We start from the raw sequence: 15633 nt of genomic DNA on the forward strand, positions 1-15633 counted from the left end.
TTCATTTGTGTGCGGGCACGTCAAGCACCCGTGCAGGAAACGTTCAATGGAAGTGCTGGCGATCTCAGATATCCACTTAGAACGTCGAGGTTTGGCAGAGATACCGCCGCTCAGCGAATCCTTCGACGTATTGATCTGCGCAGGTGATGTTTGGGAGGGCCAACCCGAAAAAGGAATTCAGAGCGTTGCGGCTCTCGCTCGCGGAAAACCGGCGATCATCGTAGCGGGAAACCACGATTATTACGCCACGGGCGCGATCGAGCGAACTACATCCGACGTTCAGGAGCTGATGCGACGCGAAGCAGACCGCCAGAATGCCGAAGCAAAGGATGAGTTGGTCTTCGTCCTAAACGCGGACAATCCTGTTTGCGAGATCAATCAGGTTCGCTTCATCGGGGTCACTCTCTGGACCGATTGGATGCAAGCAGGACGTTGGATGAACGCCACGAATGATCTTGAGTGGACCGCCAAGGCCCGAGCCGAGGCCAGTCATCCTAAGACACGGCCTCCAGAATTTGGTGCAATCAAAACGAAACGCGGCTTCTGGACTCCGTACGATGCTGTCGCAGAGCACGCACGAGAGAAGGCAATTCTATTCGACGAACTTGTTCGTTTTCACGATGGCCCCACCATCGTGGTAACCCATCATCCTCCCCTCGCCGACTGCGCCGACAGATATCAAGGAGCTACGGCATGGTGGGCGCCGGCGTTCTACGCTTCTGATGTTCTCCCAGCCATTCCGCCACATTTGCAACCAAACCTCTGGGTCTGCGGTCATGTCCACGTGCCCTTTGACGGCCGATACGGTCGCACACGGGTGATCTGCAATCCCGTCGAAGGATCTCAATTCAATCCTAACTTGATAGTCGAGATACCAGCATGAAAGACGCCGCGCTCATGCCCATCAATTGCGCCGTGGTTGACCCACATTTGGAACTCGGTGGGCGCGACGACTGGCGATTTCAGATTGCGTCGTCTTACCCAGAGTTGTTCGACGTGCCTCGCGGCTTGCCCGAATGCGGGAGCGGTTGGAGTCACTTAATTGAACAAGCCTGCGTCGATATCCGTGAAGCTCTCAAAACCGGCGACAGGCTTAAGATCATAATGATCAGGCAGAGGTACGGCGTACTAAACATTTTTTGGGAAGGTTCGCTCTCGGCTCACGCAAGAACCGGCGTGGAGCGTGCCACCGAGCAAGCATATGTTGAATCTGCGAGAACTTGCGAAGTGTGCGGATTTGCCGGTCGTTTGTATACCTGCGCAGGATGGCGCACCACCGCTTGCACCGGTCACGGCAAGGGCACGCTCGCTACGTCGAGCAGGCGAACCGAGGCAATTCGAGTCGTCCGAGGCTTAATCGATGGGAAGAGTTGTATCCTGTCCTGTCGACAGTATGACCGAGAATATGATTGCTTCGTCGATGTTCAGCCAGATGCCCTTGGTCTTAGATCTGAGGATTCATCCCCTCAGACGACTAGCACGCTTCGAGAGATTTCAACCGTCGGTGCGCAGCTGGATGGACGCAAACGATGCTCCGGGTAGTAATCGAAATTTGTCCCGGAGGAGATGTCTCGGTCGCGCGCCCCATCGCGACGGCAGTGATCGCAAACGTCAGCGATCTTGCAGATATTAGCGAATATTCGGTCAGCGCCACCGAAGGTCACACCCCCATCGCGATGGCCGCGTCTCGGGCCTGCACCGGACGCATCATCGGGCACGACCGCCGGACTTCTGTGTGGGAACTCATCGCCAAGGCGGCGAGCTGGGCAGCCAAAGAAGCGCATAAAGCGACAAAATGACAAGAAGATTGCCGGCGCGCACTTCGAGGGCGCGGTTTCCGCGGCAAGAATTGCGAGTGTCAAGTCAATAAAACAAACCTGTGGAAACAATGGGGACGCACCGGACGATGTCCGGAGGCTCCGGTCTCGCTCCGCTTGAGCCTTGCCAAGCCATCCGGCACCTTCCACGCAGCCCAGACGAAGGAGGACCATGAGGCACTAACAATTCAGACCGTCGCCCTTGAGGAGGCCCAACCTGGTCTTTCGCTAGCGCGGCGCCTACGACTTCGATCCACTTGCCCTTGAGCGCCGAGGCGCTCGGAACCGAATTTCTAAGAGAACAAAACTAGAGCCGAACGTCGGAGAACAGCCTTTCCGACGAACGGCGGAGCTTTATCCAAGCGAACTCATGGTCAAGATTTTCTGTCCCGATAAGACCGAGATCGAGAAGCTCGGCTTCGCATCTGTTGCCCACGTGCCTGTCATCTTTGATAGCAATGAGGTTTATTGCCGCGAGTACAATCGCTACCTTCGTGAGCGCGCCGAGTTGGATTGGCACCCATCCGCAACGTTCTACGACCGACCGAGTCCGCGCACGTTGAGCGCCATCGCCGAAAAGCTGGCCAACTGGATTTCCTGGTGCGAAACTAGGAAGATAACTTGGCAGACCGTGACTTACGATGACGTGCTCCGCTACCAGGACGAGCAAGATACCGGCGCTTGGTCCAAGTCTGGTAAACCTCTCGAGCGCTCAACGGCAAACGGAAGAGCGGATGCCGTTACGCACTTCTTGATCTGGGCCTCGCATCGAGGACTACGAAGCGAATTCAAGGTAACATTCATCTTAGACAGAAAGCAGATCGCAGGCCGCGTACGGACTTTGACTGTCCGTCACGGAAGGCTGAAGGAGCCTTATGGTCAAAGCCGTATCGATGCGTTCAAGCTTCCCCACCCCCACGGGGTTCGCGAGTGGCTCGAGGCTGTCAAGACCCAGCGGGGTTATGCGAAATATCTTGCTTGTCGCTTCATCCTCGAGACGGGTGCCCGGCTCAGAGAAGTCGAGCTGTTTCCTCTCGCCGGTTGGCCAACGATCGAGAAAATCGATGAAGCAGCCTATCGTGGCGATGTCTTTGTCGAAGTGAAGCTGACACGCGGAACCAAAGGCGGCCGACCGAGGACGATCCGTGTGCCGATCGATCTCGCAAGAACGATCCGGCTCTGGAGCGACGGTCCTCGCAACAAATACGTTTTCGGTCTCTATAAGCGCACCAATCGACGCACTGACCATTTGTTCGTCTCCGACGCGGCTGCGCACATTGGTACGCCAATCCTTCGCCACACGATCAGCAAGTGTTTTGCCGAAGTCACCCCGCGCCCGAAGGTGTGGTCGCCACATAAGGGCCGGCACGCCTTCGCCTGCTTCTTCGTCCTATACGCCCTCGAAACGGAGGCGCGAGCGCACAAATCGACCGCGGCGGCCATGGGCGTGAACTGGGTGCATAGCCGTGGAGCTGAGTGGCTGAAGATGCTGCAGCGGCAGTTCGGTCATGTCGACGAAGACACGACCCAAATCTATCTGCATTGGCTTTCCACCGCACTCAATCTCACGAAGATGGCCAACGGTTGGCATCGCTTTCTGGCAGGCGACGAGGATATCTAATCCAGATGAACATCGTCCCCTTCAATTCTGGTTTAATGAATCTCACCATCAAGGCTCAAAGCGGAGTGGTGTACGACGTCGATCTGAGCGAGTTCTGGATCGGCGGAAAGTTGGAAAACGTATCGTCAAATGCAAAGCATGTCTGGTCAGGAGATTTTGTTGGGCGGCCACTGTTCGCCATAGAAATTGCAGAGTTGCTTCGGATTGAACGGCTTGAACCCGAAGCGTCGAAACAAACTAGACATGCCTTCCGCAGTGTTTTCCGGTTCTTCGACGCAATCGAAGCCAAGCACGGTATTCCAATTACCAGCATAGCCGACGTGACCGACGCTCACGGACCTATGATGCTGGAATGGATCGCCGCGGGTAATTCTCTTCCATATCGGCGCGCAAAAGGAGGGCTTGATGCGTTGCGCCGTGTTCGCGGTTTGCCGCCGTTGTTTTGGCCAGCCCGCGCGGCTGACCCCCTATCTGCGGCAGAGCCGATCGACAAAGACGCAGTCCGTCACCTTTTCAACGCCTTGAAACACGAGGCTCGCTGCATCAAGCAGATGTTCGCAGAAGGAGAGCGGTTGGCCGCAGCGGGACGAGATCCTCGAACGGACACGCGTGTTTCGGCCCAGTGGACCCTTCCCGAGAATCGAGCGTGGATCATCAAGGAGCTGACGCAAGAGCGCCTTCTCGACAAACGGGAATTGAAAAACGTGGGCGCCTACTGGGGCATGGTTCAAGGCGACCGATTTGGGCCCGACTATCTTGCGCCGGGCATGGGCGAACGAGGCCGAGAAGGCGTCGTCGGCAACCTTCGTTGGTTCTACCCCAGTTATCAGGATACTGCTGTTTTCCTTTGGTTGTTCCTCCTTGGAACGGGCTGGAATCTCTCGACCGCGCTCGGCATCGACGTCAGTGAAGACGATGCCTGGTGCCAAGCGCATCCTCATAGCGAACAATTTACCGTCATCCACGCCTTCAAGGCGCGCGCGCACCGGCATCAGTTCACTCTGTCCATGCTGAAGCCAGAATGGCACCCCTATCGGATCATCCAGTACATGATCAGACAGACGAGTGTCTTGCGCGCTACCGTCCATCACAAGCTGGAGCTTGCGCGCAGGGACAACGCCCTTTCTCCGTCTGTCGCTAAGTCGGGTAAAATCGTCGAGCTTGAAGCGTTGGTGCGTAGCCCGTGGCTGTATCACACCGTCAACAAGATCGGGGAAGTCTCTGCATTCAACAGCACAGATTCCGCTCAGCTCGGCGAGATCGCACGTACCGTCGTCACCGCCCATGGGTTGGTCACACGCTATCCGTCGCTTGAGAAAATCACGACGTCCGATGCGCGCGACGCCTGGATTGGCTATGCTTACGTACAGTCCGGCTACCACGTCTTGCTTACCCAGCTTGCCAGCCAGCACGCTAACGCCCGCACACTCAAGCACTACTTGAAATCGCGGCGCTATCGCGCGTACAGCGAGGGGCAGGTGCGAAACGTCCAGGACGCCGCCTTTGCCGAAATCTCGGCTGGCCGCGTGGTCGATCCGACGCGTCTTCGCGTTCTGGTCGCCAACGGGACCATCACCAGTGAACAGGAGCAGCGGCTTCAGGACTTCAGGCAGCGGACCCGACTTGGTCTCGGATGCCTCGATCCCACAAACCCGCCGCGCCGGGTTGCGCCCGATCACAAGGCCGGCGCTCTCTGCCGGGTGCAGCGCTGCACCGGCTGCCAGCATGGCGTCGTGTTCAAGGAAAGCCTCGGTCCCCTCGCCCGTGCCTGCGCCGAACTGATCCACATCCAGCGCACGATCCCCTACATCGCGTGGAGCGGATCCAGCCTGGAAGACGAACTCGCATCGATCGAGGAAACGCTCAAGGGCTTCGATCAAGCCGAGGTCGCAGTCGCCATCCAGGAATGGTCTCACAAGCTCCAGACGGGAGAGGTCAGAGCGCATGATACGTATCCGATCTATTGATCCTGCGGAGCGCGCCTACGAATGGCGTAACAAGACCCTTCCGACGCTCGGAAACTACTCCGAGCTCGCGGCAAAGCCGTGGGCCGAATTGCGCGAGTACGAAATCTTCGAGGGCGCTCGGCTCGGAGACGAAGAGCTCGTCATCCCGGAGGATTGGGTGCCACCTACGGCAGTGAGCCGGCTGTCAAAGCGGACGGTCAAGCCTTCCATCGCTGGCGTGCCGACCGATCCGGTAGCGGCCGAGCAGCGCGACGAGTCAATCCGCCGCGCGCTGTTAGCACTTTGGCTTCCCCGGATGACCGATACCGGCGTCAGGAAATATAAGCCGGTCCCTTGGATTGACGCTGCCAATCTGCTGCTACGCCTTGCCGAGTGGCAATTCAATAACATGCCCACGGAAGATGGCTCCGTGTTTGGTGGTTTCACCATCACCAATATCCTCCAAGAGGTTTTTCCTGCCCTGGCGCCGAAGACTAAGGGACGACGAAAGGCTCTGCGCGCGCTCCTCCGCATCCTCGTTGATGCCGGGACGCGCGGCCGCATCTCCGACTGGCCACGGCTTTATGCTGACGGCGCGCCCACCAACGGGGTCAATGAGCCGACAATCGAGCCCAATCGGCATGGCCGGACCGCGCCTGCACCTGTCGAGAAGACCGAACAGCGCAACTGGCAGCCGTTCTCGGACACCTTCGTCACCGAGTTCATCCGCCGCGCGCTCTGGGTCAATACAAACCTGGCTGGCCAGCTCATCCCGCTCTGGGCCGAACTGCGCGAAATAACGGCCAACGAGGCGGCGCGCGGGCGCTCAACCTCCCATCCTTCTGTCATCGCGTTGCGCGGCGCTGCCATTGAGCGCGTTCGATGGGTGGATGCAGCTGGCAGGCCAATCACGCACCTTCCCTTCGAGATCGCCCGCAGAGATGGGGTTTCGAACACGTGGCCGCCGCGCAACGCCAGTGACATCAACCGCATGGTCAGCACCGTCCAGGCGATGAACTTCGGGATGATCGACTTCTGCACCGGAGCTCGTGCGAGCGAGCTCGAGGCGGCTCAAGACACTGAAAAGCAGGGGTCGGACAATCGTCTCCACTCCGTTACCTTCAAGCTGATCGACCAGATCGGCGGTAAGGAGCGAGACTGGCCTTTGCATCCGGCCGCCGTGCGGGCGATCGAGGTGCAGCAGAATATCTGCCACTACGTTCGCCCGGCCGGGCAGAACCACCTCTGGGTCATTCTCGGCGACGGCGACAAGCTCGGTCAACGGCTGCTCAATCTAACCGAAGCCCTCGTGCTGGCTGTCGATCACCTCGGCCTTTCCAATCTTACCGGCACGGACCGGGCCCACGTCCACCGCTGGCGACATACCGTTGCCCGCTTGGTCGCTCTTTCCGTGGTCGGTGCGCCGCAGGTCCTGCTCGACCTTTTCGGCCACCGCGATCTCGAAATGACCCTGCGCTACATGCTGTCCGATCCGCGCATCATCGAAGACGCGATGAAGGTCGCCAAAGAGACCTCCTACGTCATGGCGGAAGAGGCTCTGGCCGAAACCATCGAAGGCGAAGCTGGTGGCCCTGCCGCAGCACCCCTGCGGGCGGGTCTCGCCGCAGCCGGAATGCAACGCGGCGAGAAGGTCTTCGAAACCTCTTCGCTGCGAGAGACTGCGGAAATTCTTACCTTCAACGGTCGCTACTGGTCGCTGGTCCGCCCGGGCGTCATCTGCACCAAAGGGCTCGGCCAGTACGGACCCTGCACAAAGGAACGCGGGGCGCCAGATCCCGGTGCCTGTCGCACCACATGTGACCATCGCCTGGAGACCTCGCGCGCCAAGCAAGGGTGCGAGGAAACGCTGCGGGCGCTCATCCTCGAACGCGAGCAAACCACTAACGAAATGGTCCTCGCCAACCTTGATGGGCAGATCCTGGCCAATCTCGAGCGCTGGGACGACGTCCGCTCGCGCGTGCTTAACGACCACCCCGAAGCTCGGACCATCTGGGAGGCCGGCCAATGAGCACGGACAGGAGCATTGGCAAGCGCAGGATCGCGCAGGCAGGTGCTGCCTATGCAAAAGAGAAGCACCTCGAGAGCAAAATCTCGGTTCAGCAGATGATGCGGAAGATCGAGGGCGAGATCGATGCCAACGGCGGCATTTACCCCTACAACGACGGCAAGCTCAACGCCGACGAATTGCTGGAGCGCTCGGGCAAGAGTGCCGCCTACCTTCAAAAGAACACCCCGAAGATTAGGGCGCTCAGGGACGAGGTCAATGCCTGGATCGAGCGCGTCAAAGGTCAGATCGCCTCGGGCGCGCCCTCCGTCAGGCGGGAGGTCAACGCGCGCGTCAAGTTGGCGAACAAGCAGATCGACGAAATCAGGCAGGCCTATTCGGAATCCGAGTTGCAGCTGACCCGTGTCACGGCAGAACTGGCTGATGCCACCCGCAAGATCGGCGAGTTGGAAAAGAAAAATACCGAACTTCTGAAGCAGCTCGCCAGCAAGACCGTCGTAACTCTGAAACCGGAGCAGCAGAAATGAACCCCCGCTCGGTGGTGCCGTCGATCCTCGAAAAGCTCGAGCCCCACCTCGAGCAGCTCGAGCTTGCCTGGTCCGCGCAGCCGAAGGCCAATCGCGCACCTACTCTGCCCCTCACGTCTGACGGCAAGGTCAACGTGCGCCAGCTCGTTCGAGATCTCGGCCTTCGCGAGACCCTCGAGCAGCATTTCTTCCGGAAACCCGAGCTCGCCGGGCCGGTGAATGCCATCGCCAAGGTGCAGGGCGTGAAGCTGATCGGCTCACGCCTGCTCGACGACATCGCCGACGCGGGCGTCCGCAAGCGGCTCGGCCGGGATGCGGATACGATCTCCGAACTGCGCAAGGCGCTCGCCGAGCGCGAGGCACTGGTCGTCTCGCTGCGCGACGAGAACGCTCGGCTTAAGACCCGCCTCGATCTGGTCGAAGAGACCGGCCTCCTGTTTAGGACACCAGAATGACCGACGTCATCGTCGACAGCATCGTCTCCAAACGGGGCTTCGGCACTATCTTCGCGGGCCGGCTTGCTGACGGGACTTTCGTGCGGGTGAAGGCCACGAGCTCGGAAATGCTGGGTGAACCCTCGGTCGGCGAGCTTTGGTCCGTGGAAGGCGATCTTTGCGATACCCAGTGGGGGCCGCAGATCGCTGCGCGCCGCGCCGTGCGTGCCCTTCCGAGCGGCAAACTCATGGTCGACTATCTCGCGAGCTGCGTCGCCGGCATCGGGCCGGCGCGGGCCCGCCGGCTGTGGCAGCATTTTGAGGACCGCCTGCCCGAAGCACTCGACACCGCCGACGTCGCAGCGTTGGCCGCGGTGATGGACCCGGACCGGCCCGTGCTAGGCCCGCGGCTCGCCGCCGCTCTGGTTATCGCCTGGAAAGCCATGGCCAGCGAAGCCAGGCTGGTGGAATGGCTCGCGGCCCTGGGCATGACCGAGTTGTCCCTGGCCCGCCGCGTGCACCTGCTGCTCGGCGCCGATGCACCGCGCGCGCTCCAAGCAAACCCCTACTGCCTGGTCCCGCTGCTCGATTGGAAGCGGGTAGACGCTCTCGGCCTGCGCCTGCTCAACGAGGCCGGCGATCCCGATCCTGCAAACCATCGGCACCGCCTGGTGGGCGCCGCGGATTCTGTCGTGAAGGACCTGGTGGGGACCGGCTCGACCGCGATTAACCGGGAGGAATTCCGCGAGCGGATCGCCGGCAAGCTCGGCGCACCGCCGTCCTCCGGAGCGCTCGATCGAGCGGTTGAGCTTGCGATCGCGCAGCGGGCGGTCATCGTCTCGGCTTCGGGCCTCCTGCGGGCGCCGGGATGCGCCTTGATGGAAGAGGGTATCATCGCCCGGCTCCGGGCCATGGCGACCGAAGGCCCCCCAGCCCGTCTAATTCGCCTGCTGGCTAACTTCGAGGTCCAGGGTGCTGTCCTGACTCAGGATCAGGCCGAAGCAGTGCGTAGGAGCCTGTATGCCGGTTTCTCGTGCCTCCGCGGCGGCGCCGGTACCGGCAAGACCTTCGTTACCCGGAGCATCTGCGACGTGTGGGAGCGCGCCGCCGGCAAGCTGCTGCTGGCGGCCGTGGCCGGCAAAGCCGCGCTGCGGCTGTCCCGTTCAACCGGTCGCCTCGCACGGACCATTTTCAGGACGCTCCGCGAGCTCGACGAGCGCGAGGCCATCGAAGCACAGCTTGCCGGCGAGCTTGAGCAGAGCGAACGGGCCGGCCTGGAGGCCAAGCTGCGCGACCTGGCGCAGCTGACGCCGGACACGCTCGTGATCATCGACGAGTCCTCCATGGTTGATCTGCCATCGCTGCATGGGCTGCTTCGTCGGATGCCGCAAGGCGCCAGGCTGCTGCTTGTCGGTGACGAACGCCAGTTGCCCCCGGTAGGGTTTGGGCTGCTGTTTCACCGGTTCGTTGAAGACCCTTCGGTAACCTGCACGCTGACAACCATGCACCGGCAGGACTCGACCTCCGCCATTCCGAAGGTTGCCGCCCGGATCCGACGCCGCGAGATGCCACAGCTCGCCGCATACACTGGGCCACAGGTTGGAGTGATGCTTGCGCGAGCTTCGGGACGCGACGAGATCGCCAAGAAGGTTGTCTCGATCTGGGATAAATTGCGTGACGGTCGCGACGTCATGATCGTCACGCCGGTGAACGATGGCCCGTGTGGTATCGCCGGCCTCAACCGGCGTCTTCACGACGAGTATCTGCGCAGCAAAGACCTGCAGGAGCTCCGGGGGCCGCTTGGTGACCTGTTCTCGCCCGGCGAGCCGGTCGTGCACCGGCGCAACTGCTACAAGCGAGGCCTGTTCAACGGATCGATGGGTATCGTCCGCCGGATCGACCGGTCCGAGCGCCAGCTCGTGGCCGTCTTCGATGATGAGGAGCACGTCTTCGCCGCCGAGGACCTGGTCGACCTATCGCTCGGCTACGCGCTCACCTGTCACCGTGCACAGGGCTCCGAAGCCGACTATGTCATCGTTGTCCTGCCGCCCAGCCGCCTGCTCGATCCGTCCTGGCTCTACACCGCCGTCACACGCGCTCGACAGCAGGTGATCATCGTCGGGCAGCCCGAGACCGTCCGGGATGCTTTGCAGCGCCCGTACGCGGACGAACGGAGATGCGTTGGCCTGCATTGGTCCCTGAATTCCTAAGATCTCGCGCGGTATCATCAGTTTGCCGTCGCTGGCGTCCCGGAGACATCGGCGCGAGAGACCGCACATTTCGTTGAATGGGTGGCCCGCTACAGGACAACTGTTCAGCAAAGTGAATTGCTAGTCTGACAGGACGGAAAGCTCCATCTTTCCAATGTAGTTCGCAAAGCAGATTTGGAGTCAGATTCAAGTCAATTGCGAGTCCCGGACATCTAAGACTATCGAAATCCGAGTCCCATCGGTAAGCCAAGACGGCGTTCAGGCGCTAGATTCCTTGAACCAGGCTGTCGACAGGGTCATGATCAGGTTTGGCATGGCAACTATCCATCCGACGGCCAGTATAGCCCCCATGTATGGCTACGACCTGGCCGGCGGGTGCAGGCGAGGAACGAGGGCGAACGACTCCTGCGACTTCACCTTGTAGGAGCCGCCTGCGTCTGACGCGACAAACATCAGATTCCAGCTCGCTGTCGACACGACACTCGGAATCAGCACGACCGGATGTCTGCCGAGAAAATCGTCGCCGAATGCTTGCTGTCCAGCGCTGGGGATGCCGGGCCGAAGCCAGTTCGGATTTGGAATCATTGTCGGGTCGACCACGAACACGCTGGTCGGGTCCACCGTGATAGCGGTGAGTACGTGGGGGACCGTGTCAAGCGCCCTGAAGCTCTTGTGGACCGCAACTTCCAGAATTGCAGTAGCGGGATCTACCGAGCAGTACACGGCCCAAAGTCCTCTGCTGTTCCAGCGACCGCCGACCAGAAAAGCTCCTTCGCCGCTGTCCCATGTGGCCGCGTATGTCGCTTTATCCAATCGCCAAGCGACAAGCTCGGTACCGCCGAGCGCCCCCAGGCAATGGCGTCACGCGTAGACACCGTGCTCAAGTCGAACGAGAAAATCTTCCACCAACTCAACACCAGCCGGCGTGGCCAACAGATCGATTGGCTTATGCTGGTTCAAGCCGATAGCCGGCCGTTCCAACCATTGCTCAGCTTCCTGCATGGAACCGAAAATGGAGGTTGCTTTCGCCAGGACTGCAGCCAGCCGCGTCTTCTCAATCGGTTGTGGCCGGTCGGTCTCTCGGTTACGCATTTGAAGTCGTCCAGTCATGTGTCGTTCCATATATGACAGTTGGCGCCAACGTTCAAAACAGGCGGATCGGTGTTCCGGCCGGTGCCCGCGGGATCCTCCGGCAGGACGCCATGCTCAAAGGCCTCGAAGCGGGTCCAGCCACCTCACTGAATATGGTTGGGTCGCACCCTTATGACCAAGATCCGGGGCATTCACACAAGCGATCGAGCGCGCACCATTGGGCTTCGCGGTGCGGGATGTCGGCTATGCTGCGTAGCCACCTGGTGGGTGGGCGTCGTCAGCCAGACTCAAGGTTCGCTTAAATCGTCTCGCTTCTTCTTTGCGAGCACAACAACGGCGCTATCATGCAGGCATTCTACTAGCACAATGCTAGCAGAATACAGTGCGATCGGATTTCTAGACGTCTTGTCAGCTACTTGCACGACACGTCAGACAGCTTTCAAGAGAGCCGTTTGTGGACTTCCCTACCGATCCCTAGTTGTCGCGATGCCGGCGGCTTCAACCACAGAGGCGTTGGCCTGCGTTCGCCGCTGACTTTCTGAAGTTTTGCCCGGTATCATCAGTCTGATCCCCGGAGCCGCCGTCGCAGGCGTTCCGCAGACATCGGTGCGCACAGCACGCAAGGGCGGAGAGCGAAGCGTCCCTTGCGTGCGAGCACGACGGTGCCAAGGAAAAGCCGAAGACGAAAGGCGCTCGGGGACAGACGGCCTGATCCCTGGTGAGCCCGAGCACTTTCGATCAGACAGCAATATTCCGACTTATCTGAACTCGGAATATCGTGCGAGAATATGCCGAGACCTAAGCGCTTCTACATACACACAAATGTTTGCGCACTAGTAATACAACTGCGGCAGCACCACGGGGTGTTCGTGAGGTAGATCGCGAGGAGGATAGTTAGGCCTGGGTTTGACGGGCAACTACGAAGGGCGGCCGAGAGGCCGCCCTTTTTCAAGGAGTGAGTTATGGACATCGATATCGATGGCAAAAAGCTCTCAAATCTATCTAAGATAAACGTTCTGCTGGGCAAGAATGGTGCCGGCAAAAGTAGCCTTTTGCGTCACTTCGACGAAAGAAAGCGACAACTGCCTGAATTCGGCCAAGGGAGGTACATCACCCCAGAGCGTGGCGGTCAGCTCATATATCAAGGCAACATCGAGACTAACATGCTCCAGGACCCAACTTGCAGCACGCGAAGAAGCAATCGCTACGATAACTTTCGCCAGATGAGCGTCACCGAATTTCGGCGACTGGAGACACTCGTTCTTCGCAAAATCGAACAGGATCCGATTGCAAGATACAACGCGGCGTTCACATTCGAAACAGTGCTGGTGTCGATTAACGAGCTTCTTGACAATGTTTGCGTCGTCAGAACCACCGACACCGGCTTTGCAATAAGAGGCAAAACAACAGACACGGCGCGTGATCCAGTCACGCTAAGTAGCGGCGAGTCGGAGTTGGTTAGCCTAGGGATCGAAATACTCGCATTTTCTTACACGGCTGATAGCACTCCCGAAAAGAACTCGTATCTATTTCTCGACGAACCTGACGTACACCTGCATCCCGACCTCCAGGCCCGACTTGTAAAGCTCCTCACAAGAGCCGTCGCAGACAGAAACATCACGGTCGTCATTGCCACGCACAGCACCGCGATCCTCGGCGCATTGCGCGAGCACAAGGACGCCAGGGTGGGTTTCCTTCAGTACGGTCAGAGCGAGACAGACTTCGTTGAGATCGGCGAATCTCTCCAACGGGTACTACCGATCTTTGGTGCTCATCCTCTGTCCAACATTTTCAATCAAACTCCGATTTTGCTGGTCGAAGGCGAAGACGATGAGCGCATTTGGCAACAGGCAACACGAAGCTCGCAGAGCAAGCTGTTGATTTGGCCCTGCTCGGCCGGCGATATTCAGACCCTTGATCAATACGAAAACGAGGTAGAATCCATCGCAGGAGCGATTTACGACAACGCCAAGGCCTTCTCATTAAGAGATAGAGATGATCACCCATATGAGATAGACGATAAGGCTATCGTCAAGAGAATGCGGCTCTACTGCCGCGCAGCAGAGAACCTTTTACTATCCGACGACGTCTTAGCTTCACTCGATACTGACTGGCCGAAAATGATTGAGGCGATGAACGATTGGCTCGTCAAATTTGAGAGTCACCCTCAACGCGACGTGATGAATCGCTTTAAGCAGTCAAATTACGATCGCCTTCAAAGTGATGTCAAACCTCTTCGCAACATCTTCATGATGCTAGCCGGATCGCAAAAGCCTTGGGAAGTTGCTGTTGGCCAGGCAATCGCGGGCCTCTTATCAGGCCCCCCAAAGGAGGGTGACCATAGCCTGACACGTTATCTCGGGCCTAAGCTCATCAATTTCCTGGATTTGCGATTCCGTCGACGGTTCGGGTCTTCTCGGACGAGTCGGTACGCTTTGAATGCGCGACCGAAGTGACGGCAATGTTCGCGCTTCAACGCATCCTAACCCCGGTGAGCGCAGCGACATCCGAGAAGCCAACCACTTTAAGCCTCGGATATGGCTTTGCTCAATCTACTGAGGAGAGTCAAAGAACTCAGAGAGATCGACTGCATGTCAAAGAAAGAGGACACCAACTTCTATCGAATTGAAAGGTTGGACAAGGAGCAAGAGCTAGCTGCAGCTCTAGGCAACATGGTCATTGCGTGGTCCTTTGCCGAGCAAGCGCTCATGAACGCCATGGCAAGAGTAACCGGGCTGCCGCTAAATATAATTCTCAACGGTTATTACCGCATTCCAACGATAAACAGTAGGATGCAATTTCTAATTGGCCTGCTTGAGCACTGGAAGTTGGACGGTTTTGACGCGGCCGCCATCTCGGCACACATCCTAGGACTCGCTAAACTCTCCGCTACCCGTAACCATTGGATTCACAATGAATGGTGCCGAGGAGAACACACGCACCAGATTGTCCAATTCGATCAGAGAGCAAAAATTGGCTCTCCCGCCCGACGAAAAGAAATTAAAGCCGCGGACATCCTGAACCACAACGAAGCCGTCCTAGCTCGCTGCAAAGAGATTGACCGCCTCGTCAAATCAAACGAGCTAGCGATCGACTAGCCCATAGGATGGCGAATTACGGTGACAGTGCACTCAACTGGCCTACCAATTTGAACTACGGTGACAGTGCACTAAATTCACTCGCGCTATTCTGCCGATCTGCGGCTTCGGCTCGCGTTTGGTGGGCGGCGTCAATCGATTGCAATGTCCCCGCAATCGCAGATTGGTTCCGGTTTCGAGGCTCATCAATACCTTCGCCGAAATTGCCTTTGCGGCCGAGCCCTTCCCCCCTAAACTCCCAACCCCACCGGCATGGGTTCCGACGGGCCCGGTAGAAGCGGAGTCAACTTATGCCCAAACCGGAAAGCTTCCCGATCGAGAAGATCTTCGTTCCCACGAAGCAGAAGAAAGCTATCAAGCCCGAGATCGTCGGGGAGATCGCGGAAAGCATTCTGGACATCGGACAACAGGCCCCCATTTCCGTTCGGCTCGACGGAGACCGCCTGGTTCTGGTCGAGGGACTGCATCGGCTCGAAGCCTGCAAGGCGCTCGGCGAGACAACCATTATCGGTGTCCTGGTCCCGGCCGAGCTCGCTCAACACAAGCCGCTGTTGTCCGAAGGACCCGAAGTCGAGGCAGAGCGCATCAAGATGGCGCGATTGAGAAAGCTGCGCCTCGAGAAGGAAGCCGCAGAGGCATCGACGGCTGCCTTGAAGAGCATCAACGCAACGGAAGCGCCGCGCACCCGTCCGACGAAAGGCGTCCGCGACAATCCGAAGGCATCACTGGGCCGGATTGCGAAATCGACACCGAAAACATTGTCGGACTGGATCACGCAGCAAAAGCACAACGGCGGCCGCTATTAATTGCCGGCTCCAGAATTGCGGTGAGAGTGCACTAAATTCGTTCGCTGTGATCGGAA

General features: G+C 58.9%; 12 protein-coding genes and 1 pseudogene. 11 read left to right on the forward strand and 2 right to left on the reverse strand.

Annotation, left to right across the window (positions count from 1 at the left end; translation table 11 throughout):
- Window positions 1–46 precede the first annotated feature (46 nt).
- The 8 genes from XI08_RS27090 (at window position 47) to XI08_RS27125 (ending at window position 10581) form a co-directional block, all read left to right on the forward strand.
- A complete protein-coding gene (locus tag XI08_RS27090) occupies window positions 47–883 on the forward strand; it encodes a metallophosphoesterase family protein (protein WP_271576704.1) in 837 nt (278 codons plus the stop codon).
- 646 nt (window positions 884–1529) lie between these two features.
- The gene (locus tag XI08_RS27095; RefSeq protein ID WP_271576705.1) at window positions 1530–1799 is read left to right on the forward strand and encodes a hypothetical protein; all 270 of its coding nucleotides are present in this window, start codon (window positions 1530–1532) and stop codon (window positions 1797–1799) included.
- 388 nt (window positions 1800–2187) lie between these two features.
- Window positions 2188–3438: a tyrosine-type recombinase/integrase gene (locus tag XI08_RS27100; protein WP_271576706.1), complete on the forward strand. Its 1251-nt coding sequence runs from the start codon at window positions 2188–2190 to the stop codon at window positions 3436–3438.
- 5 nt (window positions 3439–3443) lie between these two features.
- On the forward strand, window positions 3444–5405 hold the full coding sequence (locus XI08_RS27105; protein WP_271576707.1) for a hypothetical protein: 1962 nt from the start codon (window positions 3444–3446) through the stop codon (window positions 5403–5405).
- Window positions 5383–7413: an integrase gene (locus tag XI08_RS27110; protein ID WP_271576708.1), complete on the forward strand. Its 2031-nt coding sequence runs from the start codon at window positions 5383–5385 to the stop codon at window positions 7411–7413. Before XI08_RS27105 ends, XI08_RS27110 begins: the two co-directional genes overlap by 23 nt.
- Entirely contained in the window at window positions 7410–7937 is a 528-nt protein-coding gene (locus XI08_RS27115) for a hypothetical protein (protein WP_271576709.1), read from the forward strand. Before XI08_RS27110 ends, XI08_RS27115 begins: the two co-directional genes overlap by 4 nt.
- Window positions 7934–8392 carry a hypothetical protein gene (locus XI08_RS27120; protein WP_271576710.1) on the forward strand — a complete coding sequence of 153 codons (459 nt, stop codon included), beginning with the start codon at window positions 7934–7936 and terminating at the stop codon, window positions 8390–8392. Before XI08_RS27115 ends, XI08_RS27120 begins: the two co-directional genes overlap by 4 nt.
- Entirely contained in the window at window positions 8389–10581 is a 2193-nt protein-coding gene (locus XI08_RS27125) for an AAA family ATPase (protein WP_271576711.1), read from the forward strand. Before XI08_RS27120 ends, XI08_RS27125 begins: the two co-directional genes overlap by 4 nt.
- 357 nt (window positions 10582–10938) lie before the next feature.
- Here the strand turns inward: XI08_RS27125 and XI08_RS27130 are convergent, their stop codons facing one another.
- Both XI08_RS27130 and XI08_RS27135 read right to left on the reverse strand, forming a co-directional pair.
- The gene (locus XI08_RS27130) at window positions 10939–11394 is read right to left on the reverse strand and encodes an RES family NAD+ phosphorylase (RefSeq protein ID WP_271576712.1); all 456 of its coding nucleotides are present in this window, start codon (window positions 11392–11394) and stop codon (window positions 10939–10941) included.
- 48 nt (window positions 11395–11442) lie between these two features.
- Window positions 11443–11691: pseudogene (locus XI08_RS27135) on the reverse strand (antitoxin Xre/MbcA/ParS toxin-binding domain-containing protein); the annotation flags it as partial.
- Window positions 11692–12635: 944 nt separating this feature from the next.
- On the opposite strand from XI08_RS27135, the gene XI08_RS27140 reads away from it, so the two are divergent.
- From XI08_RS27140 to XI08_RS27150, 3 genes are all read left to right on the forward strand, one after another.
- A complete protein-coding gene (locus XI08_RS27140; protein ID WP_271576713.1) occupies window positions 12636–14129 on the forward strand; it encodes an AAA family ATPase in 1494 nt (497 codons plus the stop codon).
- Between the two features lie 135 nt (window positions 14130–14264).
- Window positions 14265–14771 carry a hypothetical protein gene (locus XI08_RS27145; protein WP_271576714.1) on the forward strand — a complete coding sequence of 169 codons (507 nt, stop codon included), beginning with the start codon at window positions 14265–14267 and terminating at the stop codon, window positions 14769–14771.
- 290 nt (window positions 14772–15061) lie between these two features.
- The gene (locus XI08_RS27150; RefSeq protein WP_271576715.1) at window positions 15062–15577 is read left to right on the forward strand and encodes a ParB N-terminal domain-containing protein; all 516 of its coding nucleotides are present in this window, start codon (window positions 15062–15064) and stop codon (window positions 15575–15577) included.
- The last annotated feature ends 56 nt before the right edge of the window (window positions 15578–15633 follow it).

The sequence above is a fragment of the Bradyrhizobium sp. CCBAU 11361 genome (genome assembly GCF_028128935.1).
In the GTDB taxonomy this organism is placed as follows: Bacteria; Pseudomonadota; Alphaproteobacteria; order Rhizobiales; family Xanthobacteraceae; genus Bradyrhizobium; species Bradyrhizobium niftali.

What these genes read in the sequence shown, in the direction of transcription:
- XI08_RS27090 (WP_271576704.1), top strand. Translation starts at nt 47, where the DNA reads ATGGAAGTGCTGGCGATCTCAGATATCCACTTAGAACGTCGAGGTTTG.
- XI08_RS27095 (WP_271576705.1), top strand. Translation starts at nt 1,530, where the DNA reads ATGCTCCGGGTAGTAATCGAAATTTGTCCCGGAGGAGATGTCTCGGTC.
- XI08_RS27100 (WP_271576706.1), top strand. Translation starts at nt 2,188, where the DNA reads ATGGTCAAGATTTTCTGTCCCGATAAGACCGAGATCGAGAAGCTCGGC.
- XI08_RS27105 (WP_271576707.1), top strand. Translation starts at nt 3,444, where the DNA reads ATGAACATCGTCCCCTTCAATTCTGGTTTAATGAATCTCACCATCAAG.
- XI08_RS27110 (WP_271576708.1), top strand. Translation starts at nt 5,383, where the DNA reads ATGATACGTATCCGATCTATTGATCCTGCGGAGCGCGCCTACGAATGG.
- XI08_RS27115 (WP_271576709.1), top strand. Translation starts at nt 7,410, where the DNA reads ATGAGCACGGACAGGAGCATTGGCAAGCGCAGGATCGCGCAGGCAGGT.
- XI08_RS27120 (WP_271576710.1), top strand. Translation starts at nt 7,934, where the DNA reads ATGAACCCCCGCTCGGTGGTGCCGTCGATCCTCGAAAAGCTCGAGCCC.
- XI08_RS27125 (WP_271576711.1), top strand. Translation starts at nt 8,389, where the DNA reads ATGACCGACGTCATCGTCGACAGCATCGTCTCCAAACGGGGCTTCGGC.
- XI08_RS27140 (WP_271576713.1), top strand. Translation starts at nt 12,636, where the DNA reads ATGGACATCGATATCGATGGCAAAAAGCTCTCAAATCTATCTAAGATA.
- XI08_RS27145 (WP_271576714.1), top strand. Translation starts at nt 14,265, where the DNA reads ATGTCAAAGAAAGAGGACACCAACTTCTATCGAATTGAAAGGTTGGAC.
- XI08_RS27150 (WP_271576715.1), top strand. Translation starts at nt 15,062, where the DNA reads ATGCCCAAACCGGAAAGCTTCCCGATCGAGAAGATCTTCGTTCCCACG.